This window comes from Zhongshania sp. (assembly GCF_041584495.1).
Classification (GTDB): Bacteria; Pseudomonadota; Gammaproteobacteria; order Pseudomonadales; family Spongiibacteraceae; genus Spongiibacter.
Map to the genome: position 1 here is coordinate 26617 of NZ_JBFHDY010000012.1, position 26557 is coordinate 53173.

Consider the following 26557-nt stretch of genomic DNA (forward strand, 5'->3'; position numbering starts at 1 on the left):
GGACTATTTGGGGAATTTAGATTGCCCCGTTTGGCCGGCAATTAGATATTGCCGGCTTTTTTTTGTGGAGAATTTTAGTATGGCGCGTTGGATATCGGGTATTAATCGTCGAGATCTATTGAAATACAGCGGCTCGGTTGTTGGCGCAGGTGTGTTGGCACCACTATGGTCAACGATTGCTAGAACTGGCGAAATAGATAAAGCCTACCCAGATGAGCTTTTGTCAATTGATGCCTATACAAAGGGAAAAATTAGCACCGGTGGTATGATCAGTGCAGCCAATGTTGAGCATGTAAAGCATCTTTTAGAACCGGCGAAATATCACCATGTAAAGAACATGGGGCGCAAACTTAAAGTTTTGTCAACGACCACCGATTGGATGAAACTCGGGCCATGGGAATATTTAGAGGCCACCTTAAAAAATCAAGGCCGCGCGCGATTTGATGACAGGGGCAATGTTGTAAACGACGACGGCAGGCCATGGATAGGGGGCCATCCTTTTCCCAGTACACAGAATGCATTGGAGTTGTTCGCGGGGCTAACTCTTTCGTGGGGGCGCCACGATGCAAGTCTTTACGCCATGAAAGAGTACGATGTGGCCAATACTGGCAAGGTAGACTACGAATATGATTTGGTGTGGGCTGAACTTTCTCCTGTCGGACGCTTAGTGCTGGACCCAAAGCCGTATTGGGAGCAGCATATCGATAAATTGCGTTTTAATACGGTAGTTTATACCTCGCCGGAATCAGAGCGAGGGGCGAGCTATCTCAATATATGGGATTATGATCAGCACAAGCTGCCAGATTTATACGGTTATGTGCCGAGCTTTCGAAGAATACGTCAATTTCCTAGCAACCAGCGATTTGAACCTTTAGTTCCCGGCTCGGCTTTGTACCTGTCAGACGCGTGGGCGGCGGGTGATCCTTTACATACCTGGGGCAACTACAAGGTTGTTGGTCGCCAGCCACTATTAGCCGGTGTTTCTGGCGGCTGGAACCCAAGTGATTCAAATTGGGAACATGGCGTGCACGGCGGTGATCTAGGTGAAACCTTCTTTGATAGCGTTGTGGAAATGGTGCCAGAAACTATAGTGTGTGAAGCTGAGCCTACGGGATTTTCACGTTCCCCTGTGAGTAAAAAGCGAGTCTGGTTTGATGTGCGAAATGGCATGCCGCTCGCCATGGTGACCTATGATCGTCAGGGTAAACCGTTTCGATCTTTTGATGGTTGTTATGGCCTTTACGACAATGGCACAGCCAAATTCATGGATGGCAAGCATCCCTATTGGTCATGGGCGTACTTACATGCTTATGAATTTCAATCAGGACGAATGACGCGAATAGAGCAGGTTAAGGAGTTAGCCGGGGGACATATTAGTTCTGCAAATAATGATTCAATTTATGACGAATATTTAACCCAAGCTGCTTTGCAGCGACTTGGTCGAGATTAATATCTAAGGCTAGATGTTGGCTTGAGTGCTTAGCTTTTACAGTGTTGTGATTGTGGTGGGTGTATAAGCTACTCGGCAAGTAAGCGTATTTATGTAATTTGAAGAATTGCTTTAATCGCGAAAAGCGCTGTACTTTACGCGATTAAAGTGACTGGTAATTTAATTTTAGTGTTTAAATCTATCGCTTACTGAAATATTTAAACGCGTTCCAGCCTCTATTGATTTGTTGAGGTCGGCAGATTCACTGACGTATTCGTGGGATAGTTGGCAGGTGTGCTGATAAATCTCGCGACACAACTCAAATGATTTCTGTCCTGGCCAGTCTGATGGTAGCAAGGTCTCCGGGAGTTGAGGGTCATGGAGATTGGTTCGACGAAATGAATGTATCATCAGCGTTTGAATTTGAAATGCTGTTTTTGGTGTAAGCTTGTAGCGTTGAATAAGTATTTTGACGGAATAAAATTCTTTTATAAAATTTTGGTAGCGTGAATTGACGTTCTCAAGATTCCAATTTCCCCTTATTTTTAGGTCATTTTGGATCTTTTCGTCGGCCGCTCCGGTTTCTGCTCTTAGAATAATAGATAGGTCATCAAAGCCATTTTGTTGGACTATCTTTTTGGCTGACTCAACCGACGCCGTTGGATGAATGAAAACGCCATTGGTGACTAAGGTGAAACCATCCCATTCTAAATCCCGACGTAACTCACTGCGTTCTGGCGTTGACTCGTTATTGCGTTGAATAATGACGAGTGTCCATTTACCGTCCCAATTAAGGTTTGGGGATTTGTAAATGTGTTGATACGCAGCTTCGAAGCGCTTGGTGCCAGATGGGGTCAGCGTATAAAAGCTTTTTCGGCCGCGCCGCTCCGACGATAGCCAGCCTTCATCAGTTAGACGGAATGCGCTGGTGCGTACCAGTCGTTCGTTTACACCGATAGCGGACATAAGATTAATTAAATCACCCAGCCAAATTCCATGTGTATAGGGAGCAATAGAGTCCCCAAAAACGGTGATGAGTAATGATTTTGAACGCGGGTCATTTTTTTTAATATAATTGCTAACCCATTTGTCGATTTCGCTGATTTTTCCCGCCACGTATTTTTATCCCTGAATAAGTTCAGCTACAAGTGTGCTTAAATTTTCACTTATATAGAGGCTTAGTTTATCACTACCATGAGTTAATTATGAAATGCTTTGTCGTAGTAGTTCAAGATTGAAGGGGCTGCTATTGAGAATTGAAATTCGTAGAATTATTTGTGAATATCAGGTCGATAGCGGATAATAACTGAGCCTATCATCGCATGTGTACTGTTGACGATAAAAGGCTCATGATAAGTGCGAGTTGCGCTTAATTGTTAAGCGAGCTTAGTGTTTGGCTGGTTGCGGCCAGTTTGTGCAGTAGTTTAGCAGGTTCCCAGCACGTATCGCCGGTTTGCTCGCGAAGTATTTCAAGTTTGCGCACCACTTTATCAAGCCCTATTTTATCCGCCAAATACATTGGCCCGCCGCGCCACCTCGGAAAGCCGTAGCCATTTACGTAGACTACGTCAATGTCGCTTGGCCGAGCCGCTATGCCCTCGTCAAGTATATGCGCGCCTTCATTGATGAGGGCGAGGCTTAGTCTGTCAATGATCTCGTCATTTGAAATTTCTCGCCGAGTAATGCACCACTGGTTTGCTATGCTTTGAATAAGGTCGTGTACAGATTGGTCATTCTTGCGTGCGCGGGTTTCCGGCTCGTAATTGTAATAGCCAGATCCCGACTTTTGGCCAAGACGGCCCATTTCAACCAGTAAGTCGGGGAGCGCGAACTCGGCGATGCTACCGCTGCAAATACCCTGATCTCGTCGCGATCGGTAGCTAATATCGATACCGGCTAAGTCTCCCACCGCGAGGGGCCCCATAGCCATGCCCCAGGTTTGTATTACGGTATCGACTTGCGCTGGGGTGCAGCCTTCCAGCAGTAAGAGCTGAGCTTGACGGGCGTAGGCCTTGAGCATGCGGTTACCCACAAAGCCGTGGCATACGCCAACGGCAACGGCGACTTTACCGATGCGTTTAGCTATAACCATAACGCTCATGACCACCTCAGGTGCGGTTTTTTGGGTTCGCACCACTTCCAAGAGTTTCATAATATTTGCGGGGCTGAAGAAATGTGCGCCGATAACGTCTTGCGGGCGTCCGGTGACATCGGCGATGGTATTAACATCTAAATAAGAGGTGTTAGTGGCAAGGATGCAGTTTGGCTTGCAAACCTCGACGAGTTTGGAAAAGACCGCCTTTTTTACATCCATATTTTCAAAGGTTGCCTCAATCACTAGGTCGGCATCGGCAATGTCAGCGTACTGCAAGCTGGGTTTTATATTGCTAATGGCTTTCGCAAGTTGATCCTGGCTGAGGCGGCCGCGTTTTACAGATTGATTATAGTTAGCCTCAATTTGATCTAGGCCGCGATTGAGATTTTCTTGGGCCGTTTCTATTAATGTTACGGGAAAGCCGGCGCTTGCGAAGCACATGGCAATGCCGCCGCCCATCGTTCCTGCGCCAATGACGGCGACCTTATTAATTGGTCTAGGTGTTACGGATGGCGCAATATCTGGGAGCTTAGTACAGGCCCTTTCGGCAAGAAAAATATGGCGTAGGGCTGCAGAACCCGCAGAGCTGCGACATTCTAAAAATCGCTCTCTTTCTACCCGCTGGCCCTCATGAATATCGGTTTTTGTGGCGAGCTCAATGAGTTCGAGTATATAAGCTGGCGCCAGTATTCCCGTCGGTTTCAAGGAATTCTTTTTATTTTCAAAGAAGTGTTCGTCTACGGGCGACGCAATCAGTGCGCTGGTAGGCCGAACTTTGGCGCCATTGTCGATAAGTTCCTTGGCGTAGGCGATACCGGATTCTGGTAGTGAGGCTGCAATAATTTGGTCGATTAAACCGCATTGCAGGGCCTCATCTGCGGAAATTGCCTTACCGCTAGAAATCATCGCAAGTGCTTTTTCAACGCCAATGAGGCGAGGCAATCTTTGGGTGCCGCCGGAGCCTGGCACCAGTCCAAGTGTGACTTCTGGGAGGCCGAGTTTGGTATTTTGCGCGGCGCATCGGTAATGCGCCGCCATTGCTATTTCAAGGCCGCCGCCTAAGGCGTTACCGTGTAACGCGGCGATCACTGGTACTGGAAATTCTTCAATTGCAGAAATGACTTCCGGCAGAGTCGGGCCGGTTTGTGGTTTGCCAAACTCGGTTATATCTGCGCCTGCAATAAAGGTTTTACCCATGCAGTAAATAAGTACGGAGCTTACCTTGTCGGCTTTGGCCCTTGTTAAGGCGCTGATTAAGCCTTCTCGCACGGCGGCAGATATGGCGTTTATTGGTGGGTTGTTTATTGAGATTAAGCCAATTTTTCCGCGACGTTCATAACATATCGCGGCTGTTAATGTATTTGTTGCATTGGTGGACATTGTTGGGCGCTCCGGTGCTTATGGCTAATTCAGCTTGAGATTGTCTAAAGTGTTACACAAAAAGTAGTTTGAAGCATCTATTGTGTATCATATTAATATGTGTATCATATCGAGTAATTAAACCCATGGGTCTCGAAGCAAGTTTCGGGGGTTCTAGTGGGACCTTGTGTTGCAAATAAAAACAGCAGTGGAGTCTGGTTTATGAAGCTCAGCAGTTATATTGCCGGTGAATGGCGTGAAGGCGAAAGTAGAGGCGTGGAAACGTTCGACGCTGTAAGCGGCGAAACCTTGTGTTATGTCTCTAGCGACGGCGTCGATTTTGCGCAGGCATTGCGTTACGGCAGAGAAGTTGGTGGCGCTGCACTGCGGGCCATGACCTTTCATGAGCGTGCCGCTGCACTCAAGGCAATGGCTAAGCAGCTAATGGCGGATAAAGAAGATTTTTATGCGTTATCGGCTAAAACCGGTGCAACCCGTGCCGACAGTTGGGTGGATATAGAAGGTGGTTTAGGCACCGTATTTACCTATGCCAGCCTCGCAACACGTGAACTGCCAAATGATGTAATGACGGTTGAGGGCGACGTTGAAAACCTATCGCGGGGTGGCAGCTTCCTCGGTCGCCATATTTTAACCTCTAAGCGTGGTGTGTCATTGCACATCAACGCCTTCAATTTTCCGTGCTGGGGTATGCTCGAGAAAATCGCGCCTAGCCTGATTGCCGGTGTTCCCGTTATTGTGAAGCCCGCCAGCCCTAATGCCTTTCTTGCCCAAGCGATGGTTAAGGCGATTGTTGATGGTGGGTTCCTGCCCGAAGGCGCTATACAGCTTATCTGCGGTTCCGTTGGCGATCTCTTTGAACACCTCAATGAACAAGATTTAGTCACCTTTACAGGCTCTGCCAGTACCGGCCGCAAGTTGCGGACTCACCCAAATATTGTCGCAAACTCAATTCCCTTTACGATGGAAGCAGACTCCCTAAATTGCGCCATTCTGGGTAAGACGGTAGCAAAGGACGATCCCGAGTTTGACCTGTTCGTTAAAGAAGTTGTTAAAGAGATGACGGTTAAGGCCGGTCAGAAATGCACGGCTATTCGTCGAATTGTGGTGCCACGCGCCTTAATGGGCGATGTTATCGAGGCGCTAAGTGCGCGGCTAGACAAAATCACTGTTGGTAATCCGAGTGATGAAAGTGTTCGCATGGGCGCCTTGGTAAGCAAGAGTCAGGTTGAGGATGTGCGTAGTCAGGTAGCACGTCTTACTGAAGAATGTGAGCTTGTCTACGGCGGTGGCGACTGTCTAGATTTAGTGGGTGCAGATAATAAAGTCGGCGCCTTTTTCCCAAAAACTCTTCTCAAATGCGATAAGCCTTTTGAGAAAATGTTAGTGCACGAGATCGAGGCTTTTGGTCCGGTAAGTACCGTAATGCCCTACGACAGCATTGACGATGCAATTCGCATTGCGCAGCTCGGCAAAGGTAGTTTAGTCGCTTCAGTGGTTACTTTCGACAATGCCGAAGCGCGCGAGTTGGTGCTGGCAGCAGCAGCTTGGCATGGCCGAATTCATATTCTTAACCGCGATTGCGCTAAAGAATCTACCGGTCATGGTTCACCGCTCGCGATGTTGGTTCATGGTGGGCCTGGTCGTGCTGGTGGTGGCGAAGAACTCGGTGGCTTGCGCGCGGTTAAGCATTATATGCAGCGCACTGCGTTGCAGGGTTCTCCTAATATGCTGTCTGCTATTACCTCTGAATATCATCGCGGTGGGGTGGTAGAGAGTGATGGCGTTCACCCGTTCAAAAAATACTTTGAAGATCTACAAATTGGCGAAACGCTAATAACCCACCGCCGCACAGTGACTGAAGCCGATATCGTGAATTTCGGCTGTGTTAGTGGCGATCATTTCTATGCTCATTTTGACGAAATTGCCGCCAAAGACTCCTTCTTTGGCAAGCGCGTGGCGCATGGCTATTTTGTGATTTCTGCGGCTGCCGGTATGTTTGTTGAGCCTTCACAAGGCCCTGTTATTGCAAACTATGGCTTAGATAATTTGCGCTTTATCGAGCCCGTGGGCATCGGCGATACCATCCGCGCCAAACTGACCGTTAAGAAGAAGATCAAGAAAACACCCCGCGGCGATGAGAAAGCTAACGGTGTTGTTGCGTGGGCTATCGAGGTCACCAATCAGCACGATGTTGCAGTTGCTATTTACGACATTCTGACACTGGTTGAACGCCGCGAAGTTTGAGCGAGGAGAATTGTTATGAATTACGAAAATATCGAATTCACGGTAGAAGATGGCGTTGCCTTGCTGCGCCTTAATCGACCCGACTCATTGAATAGTTTTACGGCGGAAATGCATGGCGAGGTGCGCAAAGTACTGAGCCAAGCGGCAGAAGACAAACTTGTTCGCTGTGTTGTTATTACCGGAAATGGTCGCGGATTTTGCGCCGGGCAAGACTTAAATGACCGTGCCGTTGCACCTAGCGACACCATGCCCGATCTGGGTGATTCAGTAGAGAATTACTATAACCCTTTAATCCGTTTAATTGCCCACATGGAAAAGCCCGTTATTTGTGCGGTTAATGGCGTCGCCGCCGGTGCGGGCGCAAATATCGCCTTAGCCTGCGATATTGTTATCGCCGGTCGCAAGGCAAGTTTCATTGAGTCCTTTGCAAAGCTAGGTCTAATTCCTGATTCAGGTGGTACGTGGATGCTACCGCGTCTGGTCGGCATGGCAAGGGCCAGAGGCCTCGCGATGCTTGGGCCTAAGGTGTCTGCTGAACAGGCCGCAGATTGGGGAATGATTTGGCAAGTTGTTGACGACGAAGTCCTGATGGACACCGTGTTAGCACTGGCGAAGCAGATGGCGACTCAGCCAACACGGGGTTTTGCCTTTACTAAGAAGGCCTTCCTATCGTCAGCCACCAATAGCCTTGATGAGCAGCTCGAGGTAGAGAAGGAGCTGATGCGCAGCGCTGGTAAAACATACGACTACAAAGAGGGCGTCTTTGCCTTTATAGAAAAGCGCAATCCTGAATTTCGTGGTGAATAATCTATCTAGTAGCGACGCTGGCGCTGTAAGAATTACAAGAGTGTAAGCGCGATTAAGGGTTTAGGAGAAGAAATTGAAAAGCTTGAGAGATGTTTTTATTTGTGACGCCCAGCGTACGCCAATTGGCCGTTACGGTGGCGCGTTAGCGCCAGTGCGCGGGGATGATCTCGGTGCAGTGCCAATGCGGGCTTTAATAGCGCGAAACCCAGGCGTTGATTGGTCGAAGGTAGATGACGTTTTTTACGGCTGCGCGAACCAAGCTGGTGAAGATAATCGGAATGTGGCGCGGATGTCGGCGCTACTTGCGGGCTTGCCGGTCGACGTGCCTGGTGTGACCCTTAATCGTCTGTGTGGGTCTGGAATGGATGCGGTGGGTAACGCGGCGCGGGCAATAAAAACAGGTGAAGCAGAGCTTGTCATTGCTGGCGGTGTCGAGTCGATGTCCCGCGCTCCTTTCGTTGTTTCAAAGACCGATTCTGCCTTTGGCCGTAATAGCCAAATGTTTGATACCACCTTGGGGTGGCGCTTTATTAATAAAGCAATGAGGGCCCAGTACGGCGTGGACTCCATGCCCGAAACCGCAGAAAACGTTGCGGCAGATTTTAATATTAGCAGGGAAGATCAAGACAAGTTTGCCTATGTGTCGCAACAGCGTACGGCGGCTGCGCAAGCGCGGGGTCGTTTCGACTGTGAAATTGCTGCGGTGAGCATTCCGCGTCGCAAAGGTGAGCCGCTAATTATTGACCGCGACGAGCACCCCCGTGCTGAAACCACCCTTGAAGGCCTAGCGAAATTACCAACGCCCTTTCGACAGGACGGAACAGTAACGGCAGGTAACTCCTCGGGTCTTAACGACGGCGCCTGCGCCTTATTGTTAGCGTCGGAAAAGGCAGCTAGTCGTTACGGTTTAACACCAAAAGCCAAAGTGCTGGGCATGGCTGCAAGTGGTTTGGCACCAAGAATTATGGGCTACGGACCAGTAGAGGCAAGCCGTAAGGTTTTGGAGCAGACCGGTTTAACAATTGCTGACATGGATGTTATTGAACTAAATGAGGCATTTGCGGCGCAAGGCCTAGCAGTATTGAGAGCATTAAATATCGCCGAAGACGACGCGCGTGTTAACCCAAATGGCGGCGCCATAGCGCTAGGTCATCCATTAGGAATGAGCGGGGCGCGCTTGGTCACTACGGCTGTTTATGAATTGATCGAACGTAAAAAGCGCTATGCACTTTGCACTATGTGTATCGGCGTAGGCCAAGGTATTGCCATTGTAATCGAGCGTGTTTAAGGAATTAAAAGGAGTACTAAAATGATCCAGTTTGATTCAAAAGAACTCTCCTCAAGTGAGTTAGAAGGTTTGAATGCGCATTTTCAAGAGCGTATTGATGCGGAAGAAAAAATAGAACCAAAAGATTGGATGCCGGAGAAGTATCGCAAAAATCTGATTCGCCAGATCTCTCAGCATGCCCATTCAGAAGTGATCGGCATGCAACCGGAGGGTAATTGGATTACTCGCGCGCCAACATTGCACCGCAAAGCCGTTTTGCTTGCAAAGGTACAAGACGAAGCGGGTCATGGCCTTTACCTTTATAGTTCAGCGGAAACCATGGGTATAACGCGTGAGGAGCTAATTGAATCGCTTCACGATGGCTCGGCTAAATACGCGCAAATTTTTAACTATCCAACATTAAGTTGGGCAGATATGGGCGCGATTGGCTGGCTGGTAGATGGTGCAGCAATCGTTAACCAGGTTTCGCTACAGCGCACGTCTTATGGTCCTTATGCACGGAGCATGGTACGAATTTGCAAAGAAGAAAGTTTTCATCAGCGTCAGGGTTACCACATCCTCATGACGTTAATGGAGGGCTCTGCCGAGCAAAAGGCCATGGCTCAAGACGCCGTTAACCGTTTTTGGTGGCCATCATTAATGATGTTCGGCCCACACGACGCAGCTTCTGCGCACTCTGCACAATCCATGAAATGGAAGGTAAAGCGCCAAACAAACGATGAGCTACGTCAGAAGTTTGTCGATCAAAGTGTGGAGCAGGCTAAGGCAATCGGGCTCACTCTGCCAGACCCAGATTTAGTATGGAATGAAGAGCGTGGTCATTTTGAATTTGGCGAAATCGACTGGGCGGAGTTTGATCGCGTCGTTAGCGGCAGCGGCCATTGTAATCGCGAGCGAGTTGCTCATCACCGTCGAGCGCACGATGAGGGGTCTTGGGTTAGAGATGCAATCTGTGCATACGAAGAAAAAAAGCGCAGCCGAGAAGTTGCATAAGGAGAAAATCATGACTGACAACGTAAATATGAAGTTATACGAAGTGTTCCTTCGCTCTCGTCGCGGGCTAGACCATAAGCATGTCGGCAGCCTGCATGCTGAAGATCAGGAGCAGGCGTTGGAATATGCGCGAGACGTTTATACACGACGCAGCGAAGGCGTGAGCATCTGGGTGGTTAAGTCATCGGATATTTGTGCGTCACAAGAAAGTGATTGCGAGAGCTTCTACGACCCGCTTGATGACAAGCCGTATCGGCACGCTACCCATTATAAGCTTCCTGATGAAGTGAACAGCATGTGAGGTCGGCAATGAAAGAACGAGATATAGATCAAGCAATAAGCGTGTATGCACTTCGACTTGGCGATGACGCCTTGGTATTGGGGCACCGTTTAAGCGAGTGGTGTAGCAATGGCCCATTTTTAGAAGAAGATTTAGCGCTAACGAATGTTGCCCTAGATTATGTGGGGCGAGCGCGTAATTTTTTAAATTATGCCGCGCAATTGCGTGGTAACGGCAGTACCGAGGACTCACTAGCCTACCAGCGAGATTGTCGTGATTTCACCAATTTGCTGATGCATGAGCTACCGCGTGGTGATTTCGCGTTTACGCTGGCTCGGCAATATTTGTTGGATGAGTACGAGGCCTTATTTCTTGCTGAGTTGCTTAATTCAAAAGACAGTGATCTTGCTGGTATTGCTGCTAAGTCGGCAAAAGAGACAAGTTATCATCTGCGTCGTAGTCGCGAGTGGATGTTGCGCTTAGGGGACGGCACAGACGAAAGTCGTCGTCGCTTGCAGGCGGCCTTAGATGAGTTGACGGGCTATACCACCGAGTTGTTCGAGATGGACGATCTTGAGCGTGACTTGTGTGAAATTGGCGTTGCCGTTGATCGCAGTACCTTATTTGACCGTTGGTTTAGTTCGGTATCGACAACTTTTGCTGAAGCGAATGTGACTTTGCCACCGGCAAGTTGGGCAGTTAAAGGTGGGCGTATTGGCTTCCATACCGAGCACCTAGGGCATTTGTTAGCTGAATTGCAATATGTGCAGCGTGCCTATCCTGGCTGTCGTTGGTAGAGCCTGGGAATAACGCCATGAAAGACAGCAAGCTTATTCCGCTTTTGCCATTGGAGGAGTACCAGCGTCGCAGGCGACGACGTGAGTCTGATATTCCAGAAATATGGGATCTGTTAGACGCAGTAAAAGACCCTGAGATACCTGTTCTTAGTATTTGGGATCTCGGTGTATTACAAGATATAAAAAAAGTGGGCGAGGAATTACTCGTAACGATCACCCCGACCTATTCTGGTTGCCCCGCTGTTGATGTAATGAAGGAAGATATTCTCATTGCATTGCAAAAGTCGGGGTACGTGAATGGTCGGGTTGAGTCTAAGCTGTCGCCAGCCTGGACAACTGCATGGATGTCGTCTGAGGGGCGTAAAAAATTGCAGGATTACGGAATTGCGCCCAGTAAAAATTCGAATATAGGAATTCAATGCCCACACTGTAATTCAATGGATGTGGCGGTAATAAGTGAGTTTGGTTCTACATCATGTAAGTCACTTTACCGTTGCAAGGCCTGCAGTGAAGCATTTGATTATTTTAAAAATATTTAGCTACTTTAGCTTATTTGAGGGTATTGGGGCATGAAGGCCAATTATTTCCATCCGCTTACCGTTTCGCGCAGTACAAAAGAAACCGATGACGCCGTAGTGCTGAGTTTTGAGGTCCCTTCAGAGCTTGCTGCCACATTTACATACCGCCCAGGTCAATACTTAACTCTGCGCGCTGAAATCGACGGAGAGCCTATACAGCGCTCTTATTCAATATGCTCGGGTATAAACGATAAAAGTATGAAAATCGCTATTAAGCGAGTTGAAGGCGGAAAATTTTCTAACTTTGCTAATGACCAGCTTGCGGAGGGCACAACGCTAGAAATTATGCCGCCGCAGGGTAGTTTTAGTGTGGCCCTAGATCCAGCGAAAGCGAGCAATTATCTTTTTATTGCGTCTGGGAGTGGTATTACCCCGGTGTTGTCGAATATTAAGTCGGTACTAGAAGTAGAGCCTGAAAGCCGAGTTACGCTTTTGTACGGTAATCAGCGCACGAACACCATGATGTTTCGCACCGCGCTAAGCTTCCTGAAAAATCGGTTTATGACCCGCTTTCACTGGGTGAATATATTGAGTCGTGAAGATCAAGGTGTCGATCTGCTTAACGGCCGTCTTGATAACGCCAAAGGCGCGGCCTTAAGCAAACGCTTACTGCCACTTGGTCAGTTCGATAGTTATTATATTTGTGGTCCAGAGTCGATGATCTCTGAGGTGTCTAGGGGGCTGCGTGGTTTTGGCGTTGCAGACGATAATATTCACTTTGAACTATTTGGCTCTTCGGCCGAAGATGCCGATACAGTGGTTAAAAAGCATCACGCTCGGGCTAAAACCTATGCGGGTAAAACCAGTGAGGTGACGATCATTGCCGACGGTCGGGCTAGTAGCTTTGACCTTGCTGCTGACGGCGAGAATATATTAGATGCCGGTATGAATAACGGAATAGACCTGCCATACAGTTGCAAGGGTGGGGTTTGCTCCACCTGCAAAGCGCATCTTGTAGAGGGCGAGGTAGATCAAGATATTACCCATGGTCTAGATGCGTCAGATGTTGAGCGTGGCTTTATTCTTACCTGCCAGGCGCATCCAATAAGCGACAGGGTGGTTGTTAGCTTTGACGAGAAATAATTAAGTTCGCGACGCCCAAATGGGGCTAGTCGCTATTTCGATTATTAGACCGATATTGGGCGCATCACCTTTTTAAGTATTGGGTCATGCGCCTTTTTTATTTAAGGCTATTGGGGATTGTTAATGCAAAGTACCGTTGAATTATCGCCACAACAGTTAGCAGAATCTTGTGCGGCGCTAATGTATGAGCGCGATTTAGCAACGCGCGCGCTGGGAATGGTGATAGACACGATAGTACCTGGCGAAGCAGTGCTCAGTATGATCGTTAGCGATGTGATGATACAGGGCCACGATAGCTGTCATGGCGGGTATATTTTTACACTCGCCGACTCAGCGTTTGCGTTTGCCTGTAATACTTATAATGCAGTGACTGTTGGGCAAGCTTGCACAATCGACTATATTGCACCGGCTAAACTTGGGGATCGATTAACTGCTACAGCAAAGGAGCTATCACGGGGCAAGCGGACAGGGGTATACGATGTCAGTATTGTAAATCAGCGAGCCGAGCTGCTAGCAACATTCCGTGGGCGCTCCTATCAAGTACAGGGTGTATTGATGGACGGGCGCGAATTGCAAAGCAAAGCCGCTGAGTACCTAGCCAAGGCCCAGCTAAAGCCTAGTTAAGGCGGAATAAGATGCTATACAGAAAAATAGCGCGCTTCACTTGACAGACAATAATAAGTAATCATAATGGTTACAAATACATTGTCTGATTAAAATTATGAGCAATACCCGATTTGCAGTAGCGGTACATGTACTAACTGTTATTAGCTTGGATGAGACGCGACCAATCTCGTCCCAGTTGATTGCATCCAGCGTGGGTACTAATGCGGCGCTAATTCGACGCCTGCTTATTAGCTTAAACGATGCGAAAATTACAAGCTCTGAGCGTGGCGCCAGTGGCGGCGTCCGTCTTGCTCGACCTGCCAGCAGTATCACTTTGTTCGATGTATGGCGGGCCGTAGACGAGGAAGGGCAGTTGTTTCGGGTGCACCCAACGTCTAATCCCCAGTGTCCTGTAGGTCGTAATATTGAAGGGCTTTTAGGAGGAGTGCTTTCGAGTACACAATGCATGGTTGAGGCCGTTCTCGGAAAAGTAACGATTAGAGATTTGGTGGCGAAAGTAGAGATAGCGGGCTAGTCCCGCTAAAAAATTTGCACATTAATGTAACAGTTTTTGTTACATTAATAAGGATTTACTTACTAAAATCATTTTTTGGTGAGTATTTATGGGCGCGTTTAGCGTGTGAGATGAAAGTTAAGAGGACTGAAATATGAATATTCGTGAAGCCAAGGTCGTAGACTTACTTAAAGCGATAGAGACAAAAGATACGGATGCAATGAGCCTTATCGATGACAAGGCTTATATTCAACATAATCTCTATGTGCCTGATGGCCCCGCAGGATTTCGTGGGCTGGTGGCGTCACTGCCAGATGGTCTGGCTAAAGTGTCAACAAAGCGGGTATTTCAAGATGGAGACTACGTTGTTGCCCATAGTGAGATAGATATTGGCGGCGCAAAAGCGGTTTTTGATATATTTCGATTTGAGGGTGATTACGTAGTTGAGCATTGGGATAACGCACAGCCACTTATGCCAGCTAATCCCAGCGGTCGCAGCCTACTGGACGGCCCCGTTGAGATCGTAGATATAGATTGTACTGCTGCCAATAAATTAGTGGCCCGCGCATTTGTAGAAAATATTTTGATGGTGGGAGACTTGTCTAGGGCGGAGGAATTTGTCAGTGCCCAAACCTATATTCAGCATCACCCCATGGTTAGAGACGGTTTGGATGGTCTTGCAGAAGCCTTTGGTCAGTGGGCAGAAGAAGGCGTAGAGGTAGCCTATAGCAAAGTGCATATGGTGCTAGGTAAAGGCAACTTTGCGCTGGTCGCTTCTGGTGGGCGCTTCAATGGTAATGACGTTGCCTTTTATGACATGTTCCGTTTAGCCGACGGAAAAATAGTTGAGCACTGGGACGTGGTCGAAGAGATTCCAGCGCGGGATGCATGGCAAAATAATAACGGGAAATTCTAAGGAGAAATTTAGTTAGGGGGTAGCGCATTATCGAATGCAAACCATAGGAGCTCTGCGTGCAGAAGCTATAAAGCGGACTTTCGTCCAGAGCGTGTTACAGAGGGCGTTTCCCCAAATTCTTCTAAGTAAAATTTGCTAAAATTTCCGAAGTGGTAGAATCCACAGCGCATTGCTATTTCGGAAATCTTAATTCCAACATTTTCACGTCGTGAAAAAACAAGGAGCTCTCGGGCTCTTCTCAAGCGAAGCCTTCTTAAGTAGAGTATTGGGGTCGAACACTCATACTGCTCAAACCCTTTTTGAAGGGAGCGAGCGCTAATACAAACGTGGTTGGCAATATCTTGAACGGTGATTTTTTTTGAGTAGTTTTCTTCCATGAATTCTTTGGCTTTAACGATTACCTTTGGAAGTACTCTGTACTTTATTTTTTCAATATCCTCAACATGGCTGTGGCTTCCAGATAGCAAGGATAGAGCTAGAACTCTTTCAATATTTTTAAACATTTCGGAGTTGTTTTGTAAGTCGCTTAAATATGGGTTGTTTATAACAAAATTATTTAACATAATGGAGAACTTATCTAGATTACTTTTTTCCCCATCTGTGCAGTTGAATGCGACGGCAAGTTTCGCTTCTACCCCGTAAGATTCCAGCAGAGTGCGATCGATCAGATTTTTATCTAATTTAAATATTATATTTTCACAATCATTAGACCATTGCATGTCAATATTCTTATCTGTGTCTAATATTACGGGATTTCCGGCCGAGGCGGTTTTTTCTATATTATTCTGGCGAATGTTAAAATGACCGCTAACTGGTAGCATTACCAAATAGAAATTTTGGAACGGTTCAGATTGTATGTGGATGTTTGCGTTGTAAGCTAATCGACTTAAGGATGTTTCAGAAATTGAGCGGTGCTCCATATTTGCGGATAGCAGATCGGACGTGCGGCACAAATTAAGCCTGTGTGGTTGATAGACTGATCCTACCAAAGAGCAGGCTTCATCAGGGTCAACGCTGTTTTTAAAAACAGTATCCATTATCAGATTAAAATTTTTATTCATAAAAATAAATAGTCATTGTGATCAATAAGCAGAGAGTAAAATAAATTTCCATTAAAGGGTGCCTTTTATTGAGCCTAAGGTTGTAAAATTTATTTTGGAATTTTTTTTGCCTGCCCTAGATACATGTAGCCCATTATCTTTGGGAATCCATCCATGTAGCATGTTTCTACTTCAATAACATCAAAGCCGGAAGAAGCTATCAATTCTTGAATAGGCCGGTTAAGATGACAGCCACCGGCAATCTTTTTCCATGTAGGTGTTACCCGTTGCTGCCATTTTGCAATATCAGTTTCCGGAGATTTGCCGTGCTCGCAAAATAATAATATTCCATCTTCCTTTAGAACTCGATGCATTTTCTGTAGAGCTTTAGCGCTATTAGAGATGCTGCATAGAGTATAGCAGAGCAGAATAGTGTCAACGCTATTGTTTTCTAAGGGGATTTCTTCCCCAGGAAGATCTAACCACTTTACGTTGACTGGGGACTTGTTAATATTATGTTGCGCTTTATGTCGCATTCCATTTGAGGGCTCGAGTCCCCAGACAAAATCGACGGTACTAGGGTTGTATAGATGTAAATTAATACCGCTGCCGATTCCAACTTCGAGTACTATACCTCGAGCTAATGGAACCACTCGCTCTCTCAAACTCATGACTGAATTTTGACTACAGAGTTTATCTAAAATGTGTGGTAAAACTTTATCGTCATAAAAGCTCATGGTTAATCCTATTATGTAATTTTTTTATTAACTAGAGGTCAGATATAAATTGTAGTATCCAATTAAGTATATGGCTTAATCAAAAACTTCATCGAGCAGGGCGCTCATCATCGCCGCTATCTTTGGCGTACTTAGTTCGCCCTAGGATATACTGCCGTACGCTTTCTATGTCTGCGTCACTCAGCTCATCCTTGTAAGACACCATGCCTCTAGATTCTAAGATTCCATCTCTAACAACTGAAAGCCATGCGTTAGGTGCCCTGTTAAATCCAGAATATCTGAGGTCTGGGATTACACCGCCACCAACAGCTCCTGCGCCATGGCAATTAATACAATACCGGTCGTAAATCTCAAACCCTTTCGTAATTGCGGCTGGGTCACCTAGCTGTGTAGAGGGTTGTATCTTCAAGGTGGCTCGTTTATCGTCGGGTAAATTGGTGTTGCCTCCAATTTTGAAAACCAATAGGCGGCTTTTATTAACTGGGTAGCCTTGCGCGGCATCCTGAGTTAAAACACCAGTCATAAGTGGCATGATCCCCCCCCACCCGGCGTTCACTGCGATATATTGTCGGCCGTTTACTTTGAACGTCACCGGAGGCGCAACAACACCGGTCTGAGCATTAAAGCGCCATAATAGATGACCATTTTTTGAGTTGTAAGCGTTTACATAACCCGTAGCAGATCCTTGAAATACTAAACCTCCTTTTGTAGCTAAAACGCCACCATTCCAAACACCAGGATACTCTACTTGCCAAAGATCTTCGCCGGTAAGAACGTTGCGGGCAAGTAGCGAGCCAGATGTAGCATCTTTTACTGCAGCTATAACCTTTGGGTCGTCTGGTAAATTAGCCGCTTTCGTATCTACACCGAGATTTACCGCCAGTTTAGAAGGGCTTTGTTCGTCTTCCGCCAAGTAAGGGAAAGAAGTATTTTGGGCTGGGATATAAAGTGTATTTGAATTGGGGTCGAAAGCCATTGGGTGCCAATTATGACCTCCCATCCAGGACGGTTTAACCAGAGCAGGCTTGCCAGTTTTCCAATATTGAGCGTCTGGGTTTATAACCGGGCGCCCGGTGGATTTATCAATATGTGATGCCCAATTAACGTCAACAAATTTCTCTGCTGAAATCAATTTCCCATTGGTTCGATCTAAGACATATAGGAATCCGTTTTTAGGCGCTTGAATTGCGACTTTTCGATCTAAACCGTCAATATTAATATTAGCTAGTACAATTGGCTGGGTTGCTGTGAAGTCCCACGCCTCTCCTGGAGTAGTTTGATAGTGCCACTTATATTTTCCGGTATCAGCGTTGACAGAAACTATAGAGGATAAAAATAAATTGTCACCTCCGCCGGGCGACCGGATATTCGGGTTCCACGGTGAGCCATTGCCAACGCCAAAGAGTAGGCTATTTGTATCGGGGTCATAGACGATAGTATCCCAAACAGTCCCTCCTTTTTCTAATGGACTGTTACTTTTTGACCAGGTTTCATCCATTAAAGCTTGTGGTTCTGTACCTGTTTCATGGCTTTTTGTGCCAGGGACAGTGTAAAAACGCCACACTAGATCCCCTGAGTTTATGTCGTAAGCTGTGATGTATCCCCGTACACCATATTCTGCGCCCCCATTACCTATGAATACTTTCCCATTTGCAACTCTTGGGGCTCCAGTGATAGTGTAGTTCAAAGAGCTATCTACAGTATTCACACTCCAGCGCATGCTACCGGTTTCCGCATCAAGCGCTATAAGTCTGCCATCTAATGTCGCTAGATAGACTCCCCCGTCGTGGTAGGCCAAGCCCCTTGTTACCGCGTCGCAACATCCTTTAACTCCTGTGGACTTAGGAACTTTGGGATCATATTCCCAAAGTACTTCGCCAGTTTCGGCTAAGAAAGCATGAACATGATTCCATGCAGACGTAGTATAAATAACACCATCGATCACAATTGGTGTGGCTTCTTGCCCTCGATTTTCTGGTAGATCTTGGTACCATGCGAGTCCAAGCTTAGAAATATTATCGGTATTAATATCCGATAGTACCGAATAGCGCTGTTCGTAAGCGTCGTTTCCGTGCATTGGCCAGTCAATAGATTCAATCTCAGTGCCAGTGCTAGCAGGTTTCGCACTAGTGCGATTGTCTCTGCCTGTGCCTGTGCCTGTGCCTGTGCAGCCACAAAATAATGTAATTCCTATAGCCACAATTGCATGATTTAATTTATTATTAATATTCATTGTGAATTATTTTCACTCCATATTTTCAAAATCGGATTTCGGTGCGCTACACTCATAACAAGTCCAAGATTCAGGGATGTCATCCCATTTTGTACCCGCCACTATGCCATCGTCAGGAATGCCGATTTCTTCGTCATATATAAAGCCGCATACAATGCATTCGTATTTTTTTAACATTAAAAATAGTTCCTAATCTTCTATTTTTTTGAAATCTGGTTTGTCGCGCACTGCGCAGGAGGGGCAAGCCCAGTCGGTGGGAATGTCGATCCACTTAGTGCCTGCGGGAAATCCTTCAAATTCATCTCCAGAATCTTCGCTGTAGATGTAGCCACAGCCTGGACAGATATATTTATTCATCATTACCTCACTTAGCGTATTTTCTTATTAAGGCATCGCGCTTCTTTGGGTCTAGGTTTGCTTTCAAAATATCGCCGTTATATTGTTCTAAAACTCTGTGATCCATCACTTTGCGCCATAAGAAAGGTAGGTAGGCCATTGTGAAGCACCCCGCATACCCTGTTGGTAGCTGTGGGGCATCGTCACTTCGAAGGACTTGATATCGACGAGTAGGGCGTGAGTGATGATCTGAGTGCCGCTGTAGATGAAATGTCATAATATTAGATACAATATGATCTGCATTCCACGAGTGCTCTGGGCGAGTCCGCTCAAATCTTCCGTCTTCCTGTTTTTGTCGCAATAAGCCGTAATGCTCAATATAGTTTGACGTAGAAAGGAATTGCCATCCCCACAATGTTGATATCAGGATGAATGGAAGTATTACTGGTCCCCATGCGTAAAGTGCGCCGCCATACAGAAGAAATGTAATGGAAAACGATTGAAGAATTTGATTTTCAATACTAAATACTGACTTTCCTTTTCTTTTTAGTCTTATATTCTCATCATGAAATGCTCGTGCAAATGCGCCGGGAATCTCTCTAAGAATGAATTTATATAACGACTCACCCAGCCTAGCTGAAGCTGGATCGTCAGGAGTGGCGACATCTTTATGGTGACCTCTATTATGCTCTGCAGAAAAATGGCCGTACGCTGGAACAGCTAATACCAATTTGGCCAAATTCTTTTCTTGTCGATTATTCTTGTGACCTAGCTCATGCCCAACTACCAACGCAAGTCCATTTGTCAAAGCTACGCCGATAGTGACACCTAAGTAGGCTGTAGTGCTATTGGCAACAGTAGCTAGCCACCAAGCAGAATATATCCAGGTCACATAAAAAAGCGGCACGGAAAGGAATACGAGCCATTTATAAAACGCATCGTTCTCAATCTCGTTTGATCTGCTTTCTCGGTAATTTGCATCATCCCTACCAAATACAAGGTCCCCTAGTGGGATAAATACATACCAAAGAATAGGGGTAAGCCATGGGAATAATGGGTTACCCGTAGCTTCGTATATTTTTATACCGATGATCGGTGACACTGCTACCAACAGTGGAAGCCACCATAGGTATCGTTTGGAGTCCTTATTCTTTATTTTTTCAACGTGGTTATAAGTATTATATTGAGCCATTACAATTACCGCCTACTAACTAATTTATTTTAGTAGGCGTATCGTAGTATGAACGGGAAATGCATATATATCCCGTTTGCGTATCTCCTATCCATATAACGAATTAATGTTTCATTACGATCTGAGATAAACGGGCTTTTTCATTGAGTTATATTGCCCCTACCGGGTAATATTTATATCTTGATTTTGTTCTTGGATCAGTTAAGCGTAATATTTGAATGGGGGGGGTATCGGGTAAGGCTTGAGATATTAACTGTTAGGGACGGTCCGCAAAATCGCTTTGTTTTCGCAAAACATGAATTTTCACGTCCATTAAACTACGAAACAGAAAATTCCGCCTCTCGTTATGGCCTGTAAGCTGCATTTTTCCTGCTTACATGCGCTGTTCCCCGGGAGGTGGGTGGGCTCCCGTTCTCGACTTTCGGGTAGTATTTCCATAGATTTTTCTCTTGCTTTACCCGCGGAATCTGTGCATCCATTTTTTCAAGGAACCGCTCGCGGCGGGTTTGCGATTTTTATTTTGGTATTCCGCTTCGGCAAAGGTGAATTGGCTCATATACTATTCCGAGTAAAATGGATGATGCCGGCATTATCGCAAATTTTTGGGGTTATGCAGATGATATGGACACCGCCCTCCCTGAATCGGCATCTAAGTGCCATAGTTGAGTTTCGACAATCAACTAGCAGAGAGGACGGTGTTATGAATGAGGTTAGCGTAATTGGTTTAGATCTGGCAAAGCATGTTTTCCAGGTTCATGGCATAACAGCCAACGGGGAAGTAGCTATAAGGAAAACCCTGCGGCGCTCACAGCTACTTTCATTTTTTGCCAATTGCCCCCCTTGCTTGATGGGCATGGAGGCCTGCGGAGGTGCGCATTACTGGTTACGAGAAATTCGCCGACTGGGACATGAGGTCAAAATGATGGCGCCCGCGTTTGTTAAGCCCTATCTCAAAGCCAACAAAAATGACCGCAATGATGCGGAGGCAATTTGCGAAGCCATACAGCGACCCTCAATGCGTTTTGTGGCTGAGAAGTCCCCTGAGCAACAATCGGTGCTGCATTTACACCATTCGCGCCGCCTGCTGGTGAAACAGCGGGTGGCCGTGAGCAACCACCTGCGAGGGCTGTTATCTGAGTACGGTATTGTCCTTGCTCAAGGAGAGCGTGTGTTACTTCGGCAATTGCCGAGTTTGCTGGAAGACGGTGACAATGGGCTGCCGATGCTGACTCGTCACACAGTAGCAACACTCAGAACGCAGTACCTTCAACTGGTGGAGCAGATTCATGATTTGGAGGTATACCTGCAGGCTTGGCATAAGCAGGCAGAGCAGAGCCAGCGTTTAGCCAGCATTCCTGGTGTGGGCTTGCAGACAGCCACGGCACTGGCTGCGACAGTCGGTGATGGCCAAAGCTTCCGCAATGGACGGCAACTGGCAGCGTACCTAGGATTGGTGCCTCGACAGCATTCCTCTGGCGGTAAGCCTCGTTTACTGGGAATCAGTAAGCGAGGGGATAGCTACCTTCGAGGGTTGCTCATCCATGGTGCCAGAGCCGTGATTCGGCATATCCGCCGACGGTTAGCGCTGGGGCAGCCTGGCGGCAATCCTTGGGTGGAGCAATTATTGCTGCGCTGTCACCCCAATGAAGGGGCTGTGGCGCTGGCGAATAAAATGGCAAGGATTGCCTGGGTATTGCTGAGCAGGAACGAGTGTTATCACGCTACAGCAAAATAAAGAAGCAAGGGTTAACAAGGGCTAAAAGAGAGAAGTACAGCCAACGATTGCACAGGTAAAGACAATGACAGTACGGTCGAACCGCGGCGGGTCAAACCCGAGGAATCTCTTGAGGAAAGACCTCGATGTGCAGATAGGGCCCTGTCGGCAAATATCATTGGGGCCAGAGCGCTGAATGCTCATCAATAGGCCGGATGTAAGACTGCATTCGATTTATATTGTCAGAACCCTTTACTTGGCAAACGGGCGGTGTCCATGTAAGAGATTCCTTAGGTTTTAGGCTGGGTATTTGGCATTAGTAGATATGGTTGGTCATCATTGTAACCCCGCATGTTGGAGGTAAAGATGAAAATTGCTTTTTGCTAACTGCGTGTTTAAATTTAATCGGAGTGTTTGATTTTAATCAAAAGGCTAAAGAGTAGGCCAAGTTCAAATAGCATGATCATCGGTACCGCGAGTAATGCCTGAGATATGATGTCGGGTGGTGTCAAAACCATTCCAACTACAAAACAGGCCAATATAATATACGGTCGTTTTTCACTTAATGCTTTTCTGCTTGTTATACCACTGGTAATGAGCAGTACCGTAGCAATAGGAATTTCGAAGGTAAGGCCAAAAGCCAGAAATAGCTTAAGCACGGTATTGAGATAGAGTGATATGTCGGGGGTGTAAGAAACGCCTGTCGGTGTAGCGCTGCTAAAAAAGCTAAATACGAGCGGAAATACTACGTAAAAAGCAAAGGCTATGCCAATATAAAATAGCAATACGCTGGAAATTAGCAGTGGAATACCGAGGTGTTGTTCCTTTCGGTATAGCCCTGGTGATATAAATCCCCAGAGCTGATATAGAAAAACCGGCATTGACAACGCGAAGGCTGTGCATAGCACAAGCTTCAGTGGTGCCATAAAGGTCGACGTAACCTCAGTTGCAATCATACTTCCACCTTCCGGTAGGTATTGCAAAAGTGGGTCGGCAATGAGGCTGTAAATATCTTGTGAAAACGGCATTAAGCACAATGTAGATATAAGCATTGCGACGAGAAAACGTAAAAGCCGATCACGCAGTTCTGTTAAATGCGCGGTAAGGTTAGTAGCCTTGTCACTCTCCGCGTTGGCAATCATAACTCTCGTACTTCATTATTTGCCGAACGTGAGTTGTCGCCTGTGGCGATCTCAGTGCTTGCGTCAGGTTCGCTATTAATAGCTTTATGAAAATTCTGTTTTAACGCGGCAAGATCGTCATCGATTCGGTATATTGCGTCACTTTTCAGCTTGGTACGTATTTCTGTGGCGTTGATTTCATCTTCAATCTCAAAGCGCAACTTGTTAAAGCCACGCTTCAATCGGCCAACATAAAGCGACCCCGTCCTGATTGCGCCAGGCAACCGTTCTGGGCCGAGAACCAGCAAGCCGACTATCCCGACGACCAGTAATTCAAGAAAGCTCATATCGAACATGATCGATTATGCTCGATTTTCTATTGGGCTGGTGCTTGCCTGGTCTGCTTCGCTTTTGCTCTCTTTTAATGAGGCAGTTGACGGTTTCTCTTCACTGTCTTGTGCCAATTGTTGATCTAGGCCCTTCATGCCGTCTTTAAACCCGCGTAATGCGCTGCCTAAGTCGCTACCTAGGTTACCGAGTTTTTTAGTGCCAAACAGCAATACGATGATGGCCAAAATGATAAGCAGTTGCCAAATACTGATTCCGCCGATACCCATAAATTACCTCTATATATAGCAGTGAATTACGTGCAGGAATTCAACTGCTAGCCACAAATCGATACGATTTTGCGGTGGCTAGCAATCGAAGGCTGGTGCTTTTTGTCACTATAGCCCGCCGCCGGGAAGTATGCTTAATCCCGGTAACTCTGTGAGCGGGAGGCTATCGAAATAGGGAGAAATGATGCCGATGGCCTGCGTGCCCAAGGGGACTACTGGGCCGACAAGTAAATTTGCTCCGGGTAAGTCCACTAGTATTGGCAGTAAGGTAGTGGAAACCTCGCTAATAGCAGATGGCCCAGCGATTGTGAATGCATCGCTGATCATCGGTAGTTCGCCAATCGGGATGGAATTTAGTGTGGTGCTCAGGTCGCTGGCTAGGTTTGTAATGAGAGAAAACTGCGCGTTTGCCGTAGTGGCTAGGCTGGCAAGAAAAGCGCTTGCGACGATTTTTGGGATTTGTTTCATTATTTTGATGCTCCTGTTGTTGGTTTGTTTTCGATTTGTAATGGCTAAACCACGTAGTTCTGTGCTGAATAACCTTTTAGTATTTAGATGCGTGAGTACTAGATTTTTACCGTGACATGTGGCTTTAGCGGTCGTGACGCATTCTTGATCCTAGCTTAAGAGCTTTGCTTGATATTTTGAATTTAACACATAATGACACAATTTTATCTATTGTCTACTAATTTATGTGTTGTATTGGTGGTGTCTGGATTTTAAGGAAGTAGTTGTAGTCTTTCGATAATATGGATTTATAAATCAGCATTCTATGATGTATAAATCTATATGACTTAACTATTAAAAGGTTATTAGCTAGCAGCAAAAATCGTTCCGACTGTTGCTCGTTTCGTTATAGAATTGGCGAGTAGAGGGCAATAGGCTCAGCTCAAACTTGGTCTGATCTTCACGAAATTGATATTTAGGTATGCAAGTGAATGAACGTAAAGAGCCTCCGATCGCTCTGGTGAGTACATGGATTAATTTATTAATGTCGAGCGAAGACAAAGACGTTAAAGATCGCGCGTCCGAGATGTTGTTAAATGCTTTTGGTGATATGAAGGCTGCATCCGAATTTGTGGAAAAACACCAAATAGTGATCAAGTCCAAGTGATCATGTTGCCGCAGAGTCGCGAGTTCAAGGCGTATAGGTTTTAACAGCCTGTTTGGAGTTGGCATTTAGCTCCAATTACGTAATTTATTTCCACTCGAGTTTTGTAAATGTAGATCCCGAACGCTGACGTCGGGTCGGGTGACTCGAAGAGTATAGGCATTTAGTGGTGTCCTGAAGCCTTCCTTGAGAGGTAAGTTGTAAAACTTTAATAAAACTCACTTGCCTGCCTGAGCTTTTGCATCATGTTCTGCGCTAAGGGTAAGGTCAGCTCGCTAGGGAAGTAAGTGTAAGCCTCGATTTGTGACGGTATCCATGCGGCGATCTTGTCGATAGTATTGCCATCGCCTCCCAGCACCAATTCGATCAGCGTGTCTAAATAGTCTCTCGGTCCTTGCCTCAAAACCAACAGGTAGATCGACCGTGCAATGCAGTGTAGCTCACGCTCAGTAAGGGCTCTCGCTGGAATAAAGCTTGGCTGTAGCGGTAACTCGGTTATTACGCCAATGGCCACTTCTAGCCGTATGTCATCGAGGTGTTGAGTCAGTACCTCGGACGCGTATTCCATTAGCATGTCAGCACGCCCGACTTCGATGTGGGCGAAGCGAGACATTAGCCATGATTGTACGGCTTGTTCATTATTCGACTCGCGGCCAGTACCGAGAATAGCGACTAAATCATCGTTGTAGCAGGTCGAAAGACGGCTGTTGATTATTTTTGCTAGTGAGCGGGCAGTCTCTTTGGTCAATGTGTTCATAGCGTCTCCTGTTGGCGTATAGCGCCATCATCTTTGTTTCGTATAAATTGGTGTTGTCGTTGATGGATATTCAATTTGGAGCAGCGCATAGCCATTCGGGGCTACCAGCCGCCGCCAAGCGATTTATGCTCTAGGTATTTGCGGACCTTCAGCGATTCGCCGTCCCGAATTGCTTGCCACGTTGTCCGGTCGTCGTAGTTCTTATTGTTTGTGTGTACATACTTACTTGGCTCATTTCTGGGAAATAGGACCTGCAGTAGCTGATAGATAACGAGGAGGTTGCTTAATGCTTCATCAGCGATATCAGCCAGAAATACCGCTATGTCTCCCTGAGGCACTTTCCATATGTTCAGTATGCGTTCCGCGAGGATAAGTGCGGCACTGCGTGGCAGCCCTAGTACAGCGTCATCAGGATCGTCTGCAAGATGTTCCGGTACCTTGATGTTGAGTAAGCGCATATCGCCTAGGGTGAGCAAAGCGATAAAATTGGTATCGTTTGTTTCATTGGTCATGAATATTTCCCCTTATCCCTACTGTGTTATTGGGCGGCGTGCCGTTCATCCTGTACGCCAAGCATTTGCTCAAATGCGGAACCGTCCTGTCTTGTCAGGTTGGGTATATACCGTGAATACACTTTGAAGAGCATTTCGGTGCTGGCGTGGCCAAGAAATCGAGCTACCCACTCGGGG

At 46.6% G+C, this 26557-nt stretch carries 28 protein-coding genes; 14 read left to right on the forward strand and 14 right to left on the reverse strand.

Annotation, left to right across the window (positions count from 1 at the left end; translation table 11 throughout):
- Window positions 1-79 precede the first annotated feature (79 nt).
- Complete coding sequence (locus ABYP33_RS03880) at window positions 80-1450, forward strand: DUF1329 domain-containing protein (RefSeq protein ID WP_008248069.1); 1371 nt, start codon at window positions 80-82, stop codon at window positions 1448-1450.
- A 165-nt stretch (window positions 1451-1615) separates the two neighbouring features.
- On the opposite strand, the gene paaX is transcribed toward ABYP33_RS03880, so the two are convergent.
- A complete protein-coding gene (gene paaX / locus ABYP33_RS03885; RefSeq protein WP_008248067.1) occupies window positions 1616-2545 on the reverse strand; it encodes a phenylacetic acid degradation operon negative regulatory protein PaaX in 930 nt (309 codons plus the stop codon).
- 253 nt (window positions 2546-2798) lie between these two features.
- Window positions 2799-4904, reverse strand: a complete 2106-nt coding sequence (locus ABYP33_RS03890) for a 3-hydroxyacyl-CoA dehydrogenase NAD-binding domain-containing protein (protein ID WP_373088604.1) — start codon at window positions 4902-4904, stop codon at window positions 2799-2801.
- Between the two features lie 201 nt (window positions 4905-5105).
- Between ABYP33_RS03890 and paaZ the strand changes: the two genes are divergently transcribed.
- From paaZ to ABYP33_RS03945, 11 genes are all read left to right on the forward strand, one after another.
- Entirely contained in the window at window positions 5106-7148 is a 2043-nt protein-coding gene (gene paaZ, locus ABYP33_RS03895) for a phenylacetic acid degradation bifunctional protein PaaZ (protein WP_008248064.1), read from the forward strand.
- A gap of 15 nt (window positions 7149-7163) precedes the next feature.
- Window positions 7164-7955, forward strand: coding sequence for a 2-(1,2-epoxy-1,2-dihydrophenyl)acetyl-CoA isomerase PaaG (gene paaG, locus ABYP33_RS03900; RefSeq protein ID WP_008248060.1), 792 nt, complete (start codon window positions 7164-7166; stop codon window positions 7953-7955).
- Window positions 7956-8037: 82 nt separating this feature from the next.
- Window positions 8038-9243 (forward strand): 3-oxoadipyl-CoA thiolase, encoded by a 1206-nt coding sequence (gene pcaF / locus ABYP33_RS03905; RefSeq protein ID WP_008248058.1) that lies wholly within the window; start codon window positions 8038-8040, stop codon window positions 9241-9243.
- Between the two features lie 21 nt (window positions 9244-9264).
- Window positions 9265-10236 carry a 1,2-phenylacetyl-CoA epoxidase subunit PaaA gene (gene paaA, locus ABYP33_RS03910; protein ID WP_373088608.1) on the forward strand — a complete coding sequence of 324 codons (972 nt, stop codon included), beginning with the start codon at window positions 9265-9267 and terminating at the stop codon, window positions 10234-10236.
- Window positions 10237-10246: 10 nt separating this feature from the next.
- On the forward strand, window positions 10247-10537 hold the full coding sequence (gene paaB, locus ABYP33_RS03915) for a 1,2-phenylacetyl-CoA epoxidase subunit PaaB (RefSeq protein ID WP_008248054.1): 291 nt from the start codon (window positions 10247-10249) through the stop codon (window positions 10535-10537).
- An 8-nt stretch (window positions 10538-10545) separates the two neighbouring features.
- Window positions 10546-11313, forward strand: coding sequence for a 1,2-phenylacetyl-CoA epoxidase subunit PaaC (paaC, locus tag ABYP33_RS03920; protein ID WP_008248052.1), 768 nt, complete (start codon window positions 10546-10548; stop codon window positions 11311-11313).
- Window positions 11314-11330: 17 nt separating this feature from the next.
- Entirely contained in the window at window positions 11331-11852 is a 522-nt protein-coding gene (gene paaD, locus ABYP33_RS03925) for a 1,2-phenylacetyl-CoA epoxidase subunit PaaD (protein WP_008248051.1), read from the forward strand.
- 30 nt (window positions 11853-11882) lie between these two features.
- On the forward strand, window positions 11883-12974 hold the full coding sequence (gene paaE, locus ABYP33_RS03930) for a 1,2-phenylacetyl-CoA epoxidase subunit PaaE (protein ID WP_008248050.1): 1092 nt from the start codon (window positions 11883-11885) through the stop codon (window positions 12972-12974).
- A gap of 123 nt (window positions 12975-13097) precedes the next feature.
- Window positions 13098-13598 (forward strand): hydroxyphenylacetyl-CoA thioesterase PaaI, encoded by a 501-nt coding sequence (paaI, locus tag ABYP33_RS03935; protein WP_008248049.1) that lies wholly within the window; start codon window positions 13098-13100, stop codon window positions 13596-13598.
- 97 nt (window positions 13599-13695) lie between these two features.
- Entirely contained in the window at window positions 13696-14115 is a 420-nt protein-coding gene (locus ABYP33_RS03940; RefSeq protein WP_008248048.1) for an Rrf2 family transcriptional regulator, read from the forward strand.
- 133 nt (window positions 14116-14248) lie between these two features.
- Window positions 14249-15010 (forward strand): nuclear transport factor 2 family protein, encoded by a 762-nt coding sequence (locus ABYP33_RS03945; protein ID WP_008248046.1) that lies wholly within the window; start codon window positions 14249-14251, stop codon window positions 15008-15010.
- A gap of 65 nt (window positions 15011-15075) precedes the next feature.
- Here the strand turns inward: ABYP33_RS03945 and ABYP33_RS03950 are convergent, their stop codons facing one another.
- The 6 genes from ABYP33_RS03950 to ABYP33_RS03975 all read right to left on the reverse strand — a co-directional run bounded on the left by ABYP33_RS03950 (window position 15076) and on the right by ABYP33_RS03975 (window position 20548).
- Complete coding sequence (locus ABYP33_RS03950; protein ID WP_008248043.1) at window positions 15076-16071, reverse strand: helix-turn-helix domain-containing protein; 996 nt, start codon at window positions 16069-16071, stop codon at window positions 15076-15078.
- A gap of 89 nt (window positions 16072-16160) precedes the next feature.
- Window positions 16161-16787: a class I SAM-dependent methyltransferase gene (locus ABYP33_RS03955; protein ID WP_008248042.1), complete on the reverse strand. Its 627-nt coding sequence runs from the start codon at window positions 16785-16787 to the stop codon at window positions 16161-16163.
- Between the two features lie 88 nt (window positions 16788-16875).
- A complete protein-coding gene (locus ABYP33_RS03960) occupies window positions 16876-19020 on the reverse strand; it encodes a PQQ-dependent dehydrogenase, methanol/ethanol family (RefSeq protein WP_008248041.1) in 2145 nt (714 codons plus the stop codon).
- A gap of 12 nt (window positions 19021-19032) precedes the next feature.
- Window positions 19033-19197 carry a rubredoxin gene (locus ABYP33_RS03965; RefSeq protein ID WP_008248040.1) on the reverse strand — a complete coding sequence of 55 codons (165 nt, stop codon included), beginning with the start codon at window positions 19195-19197 and terminating at the stop codon, window positions 19033-19035.
- A gap of 12 nt (window positions 19198-19209) precedes the next feature.
- Window positions 19210-19380: a rubredoxin gene (locus ABYP33_RS03970; protein WP_373088615.1), complete on the reverse strand. Its 171-nt coding sequence runs from the start codon at window positions 19378-19380 to the stop codon at window positions 19210-19212.
- Between the two features lie 4 nt (window positions 19381-19384).
- Window positions 19385-20548, reverse strand: a complete 1164-nt coding sequence (locus ABYP33_RS03975) for an alkane 1-monooxygenase (RefSeq protein WP_008248031.1) — start codon at window positions 20546-20548, stop codon at window positions 19385-19387.
- Between the two features lie 700 nt (window positions 20549-21248).
- Here ABYP33_RS03975 and ABYP33_RS03980 point away from each other — a divergent pair.
- The gene (locus ABYP33_RS03980; RefSeq protein WP_008248029.1) at window positions 21249-22283 is read left to right on the forward strand and encodes an IS110 family transposase; all 1035 of its coding nucleotides are present in this window, start codon (window positions 21249-21251) and stop codon (window positions 22281-22283) included.
- A gap of 380 nt (window positions 22284-22663) precedes the next feature.
- Here ABYP33_RS03980 and tatC read toward each other — a convergent pair whose 3' ends face one another.
- The 4 genes from tatC to ABYP33_RS04000 form a co-directional block, all read right to left on the reverse strand.
- The gene (tatC, locus tag ABYP33_RS03985) at window positions 22664-23404 is read right to left on the reverse strand and encodes a twin-arginine translocase subunit TatC (protein WP_008248027.1); all 741 of its coding nucleotides are present in this window, start codon (window positions 23402-23404) and stop codon (window positions 22664-22666) included.
- The gene (gene tatB, locus ABYP33_RS03990; RefSeq protein WP_008248025.1) at window positions 23401-23739 is read right to left on the reverse strand and encodes a Sec-independent protein translocase protein TatB; all 339 of its coding nucleotides are present in this window, start codon (window positions 23737-23739) and stop codon (window positions 23401-23403) included. Before tatB ends, tatC begins: the two co-directional genes overlap by 4 nt.
- Before the next feature lie 6 nt (window positions 23740-23745).
- Complete coding sequence (gene tatA / locus ABYP33_RS03995) at window positions 23746-24000, reverse strand: twin-arginine translocase TatA/TatE family subunit (RefSeq protein WP_008248023.1); 255 nt, start codon at window positions 23998-24000, stop codon at window positions 23746-23748.
- 108 nt (window positions 24001-24108) lie between these two features.
- Complete coding sequence (locus ABYP33_RS04000) at window positions 24109-24468, reverse strand: hypothetical protein (protein WP_008248020.1); 360 nt, start codon at window positions 24466-24468, stop codon at window positions 24109-24111.
- Between the two features lie 466 nt (window positions 24469-24934).
- Here ABYP33_RS04000 and ABYP33_RS04005 point away from each other — a divergent pair, with 466 nt between their 5' ends.
- Window positions 24935-25114: a hypothetical protein gene (locus ABYP33_RS04005; protein WP_197465711.1), complete on the forward strand. Its 180-nt coding sequence runs from the start codon at window positions 24935-24937 to the stop codon at window positions 25112-25114.
- A 205-nt stretch (window positions 25115-25319) separates the two neighbouring features.
- Here the strand turns inward: ABYP33_RS04005 and ABYP33_RS04010 are convergent, their stop codons facing one another.
- Window positions 25320-25868 (reverse strand): hypothetical protein, encoded by a 549-nt coding sequence (locus ABYP33_RS04010; RefSeq protein WP_008248017.1) that lies wholly within the window; start codon window positions 25866-25868, stop codon window positions 25320-25322.
- Window positions 25869-25969: 101 nt separating this feature from the next.
- Window positions 25970-26380, reverse strand: a complete 411-nt coding sequence (locus tag ABYP33_RS04015) for a hypothetical protein (RefSeq protein WP_008248015.1) — start codon at window positions 26378-26380, stop codon at window positions 25970-25972.
- Window positions 26381-26557: the final 177 nt, after the last annotated feature.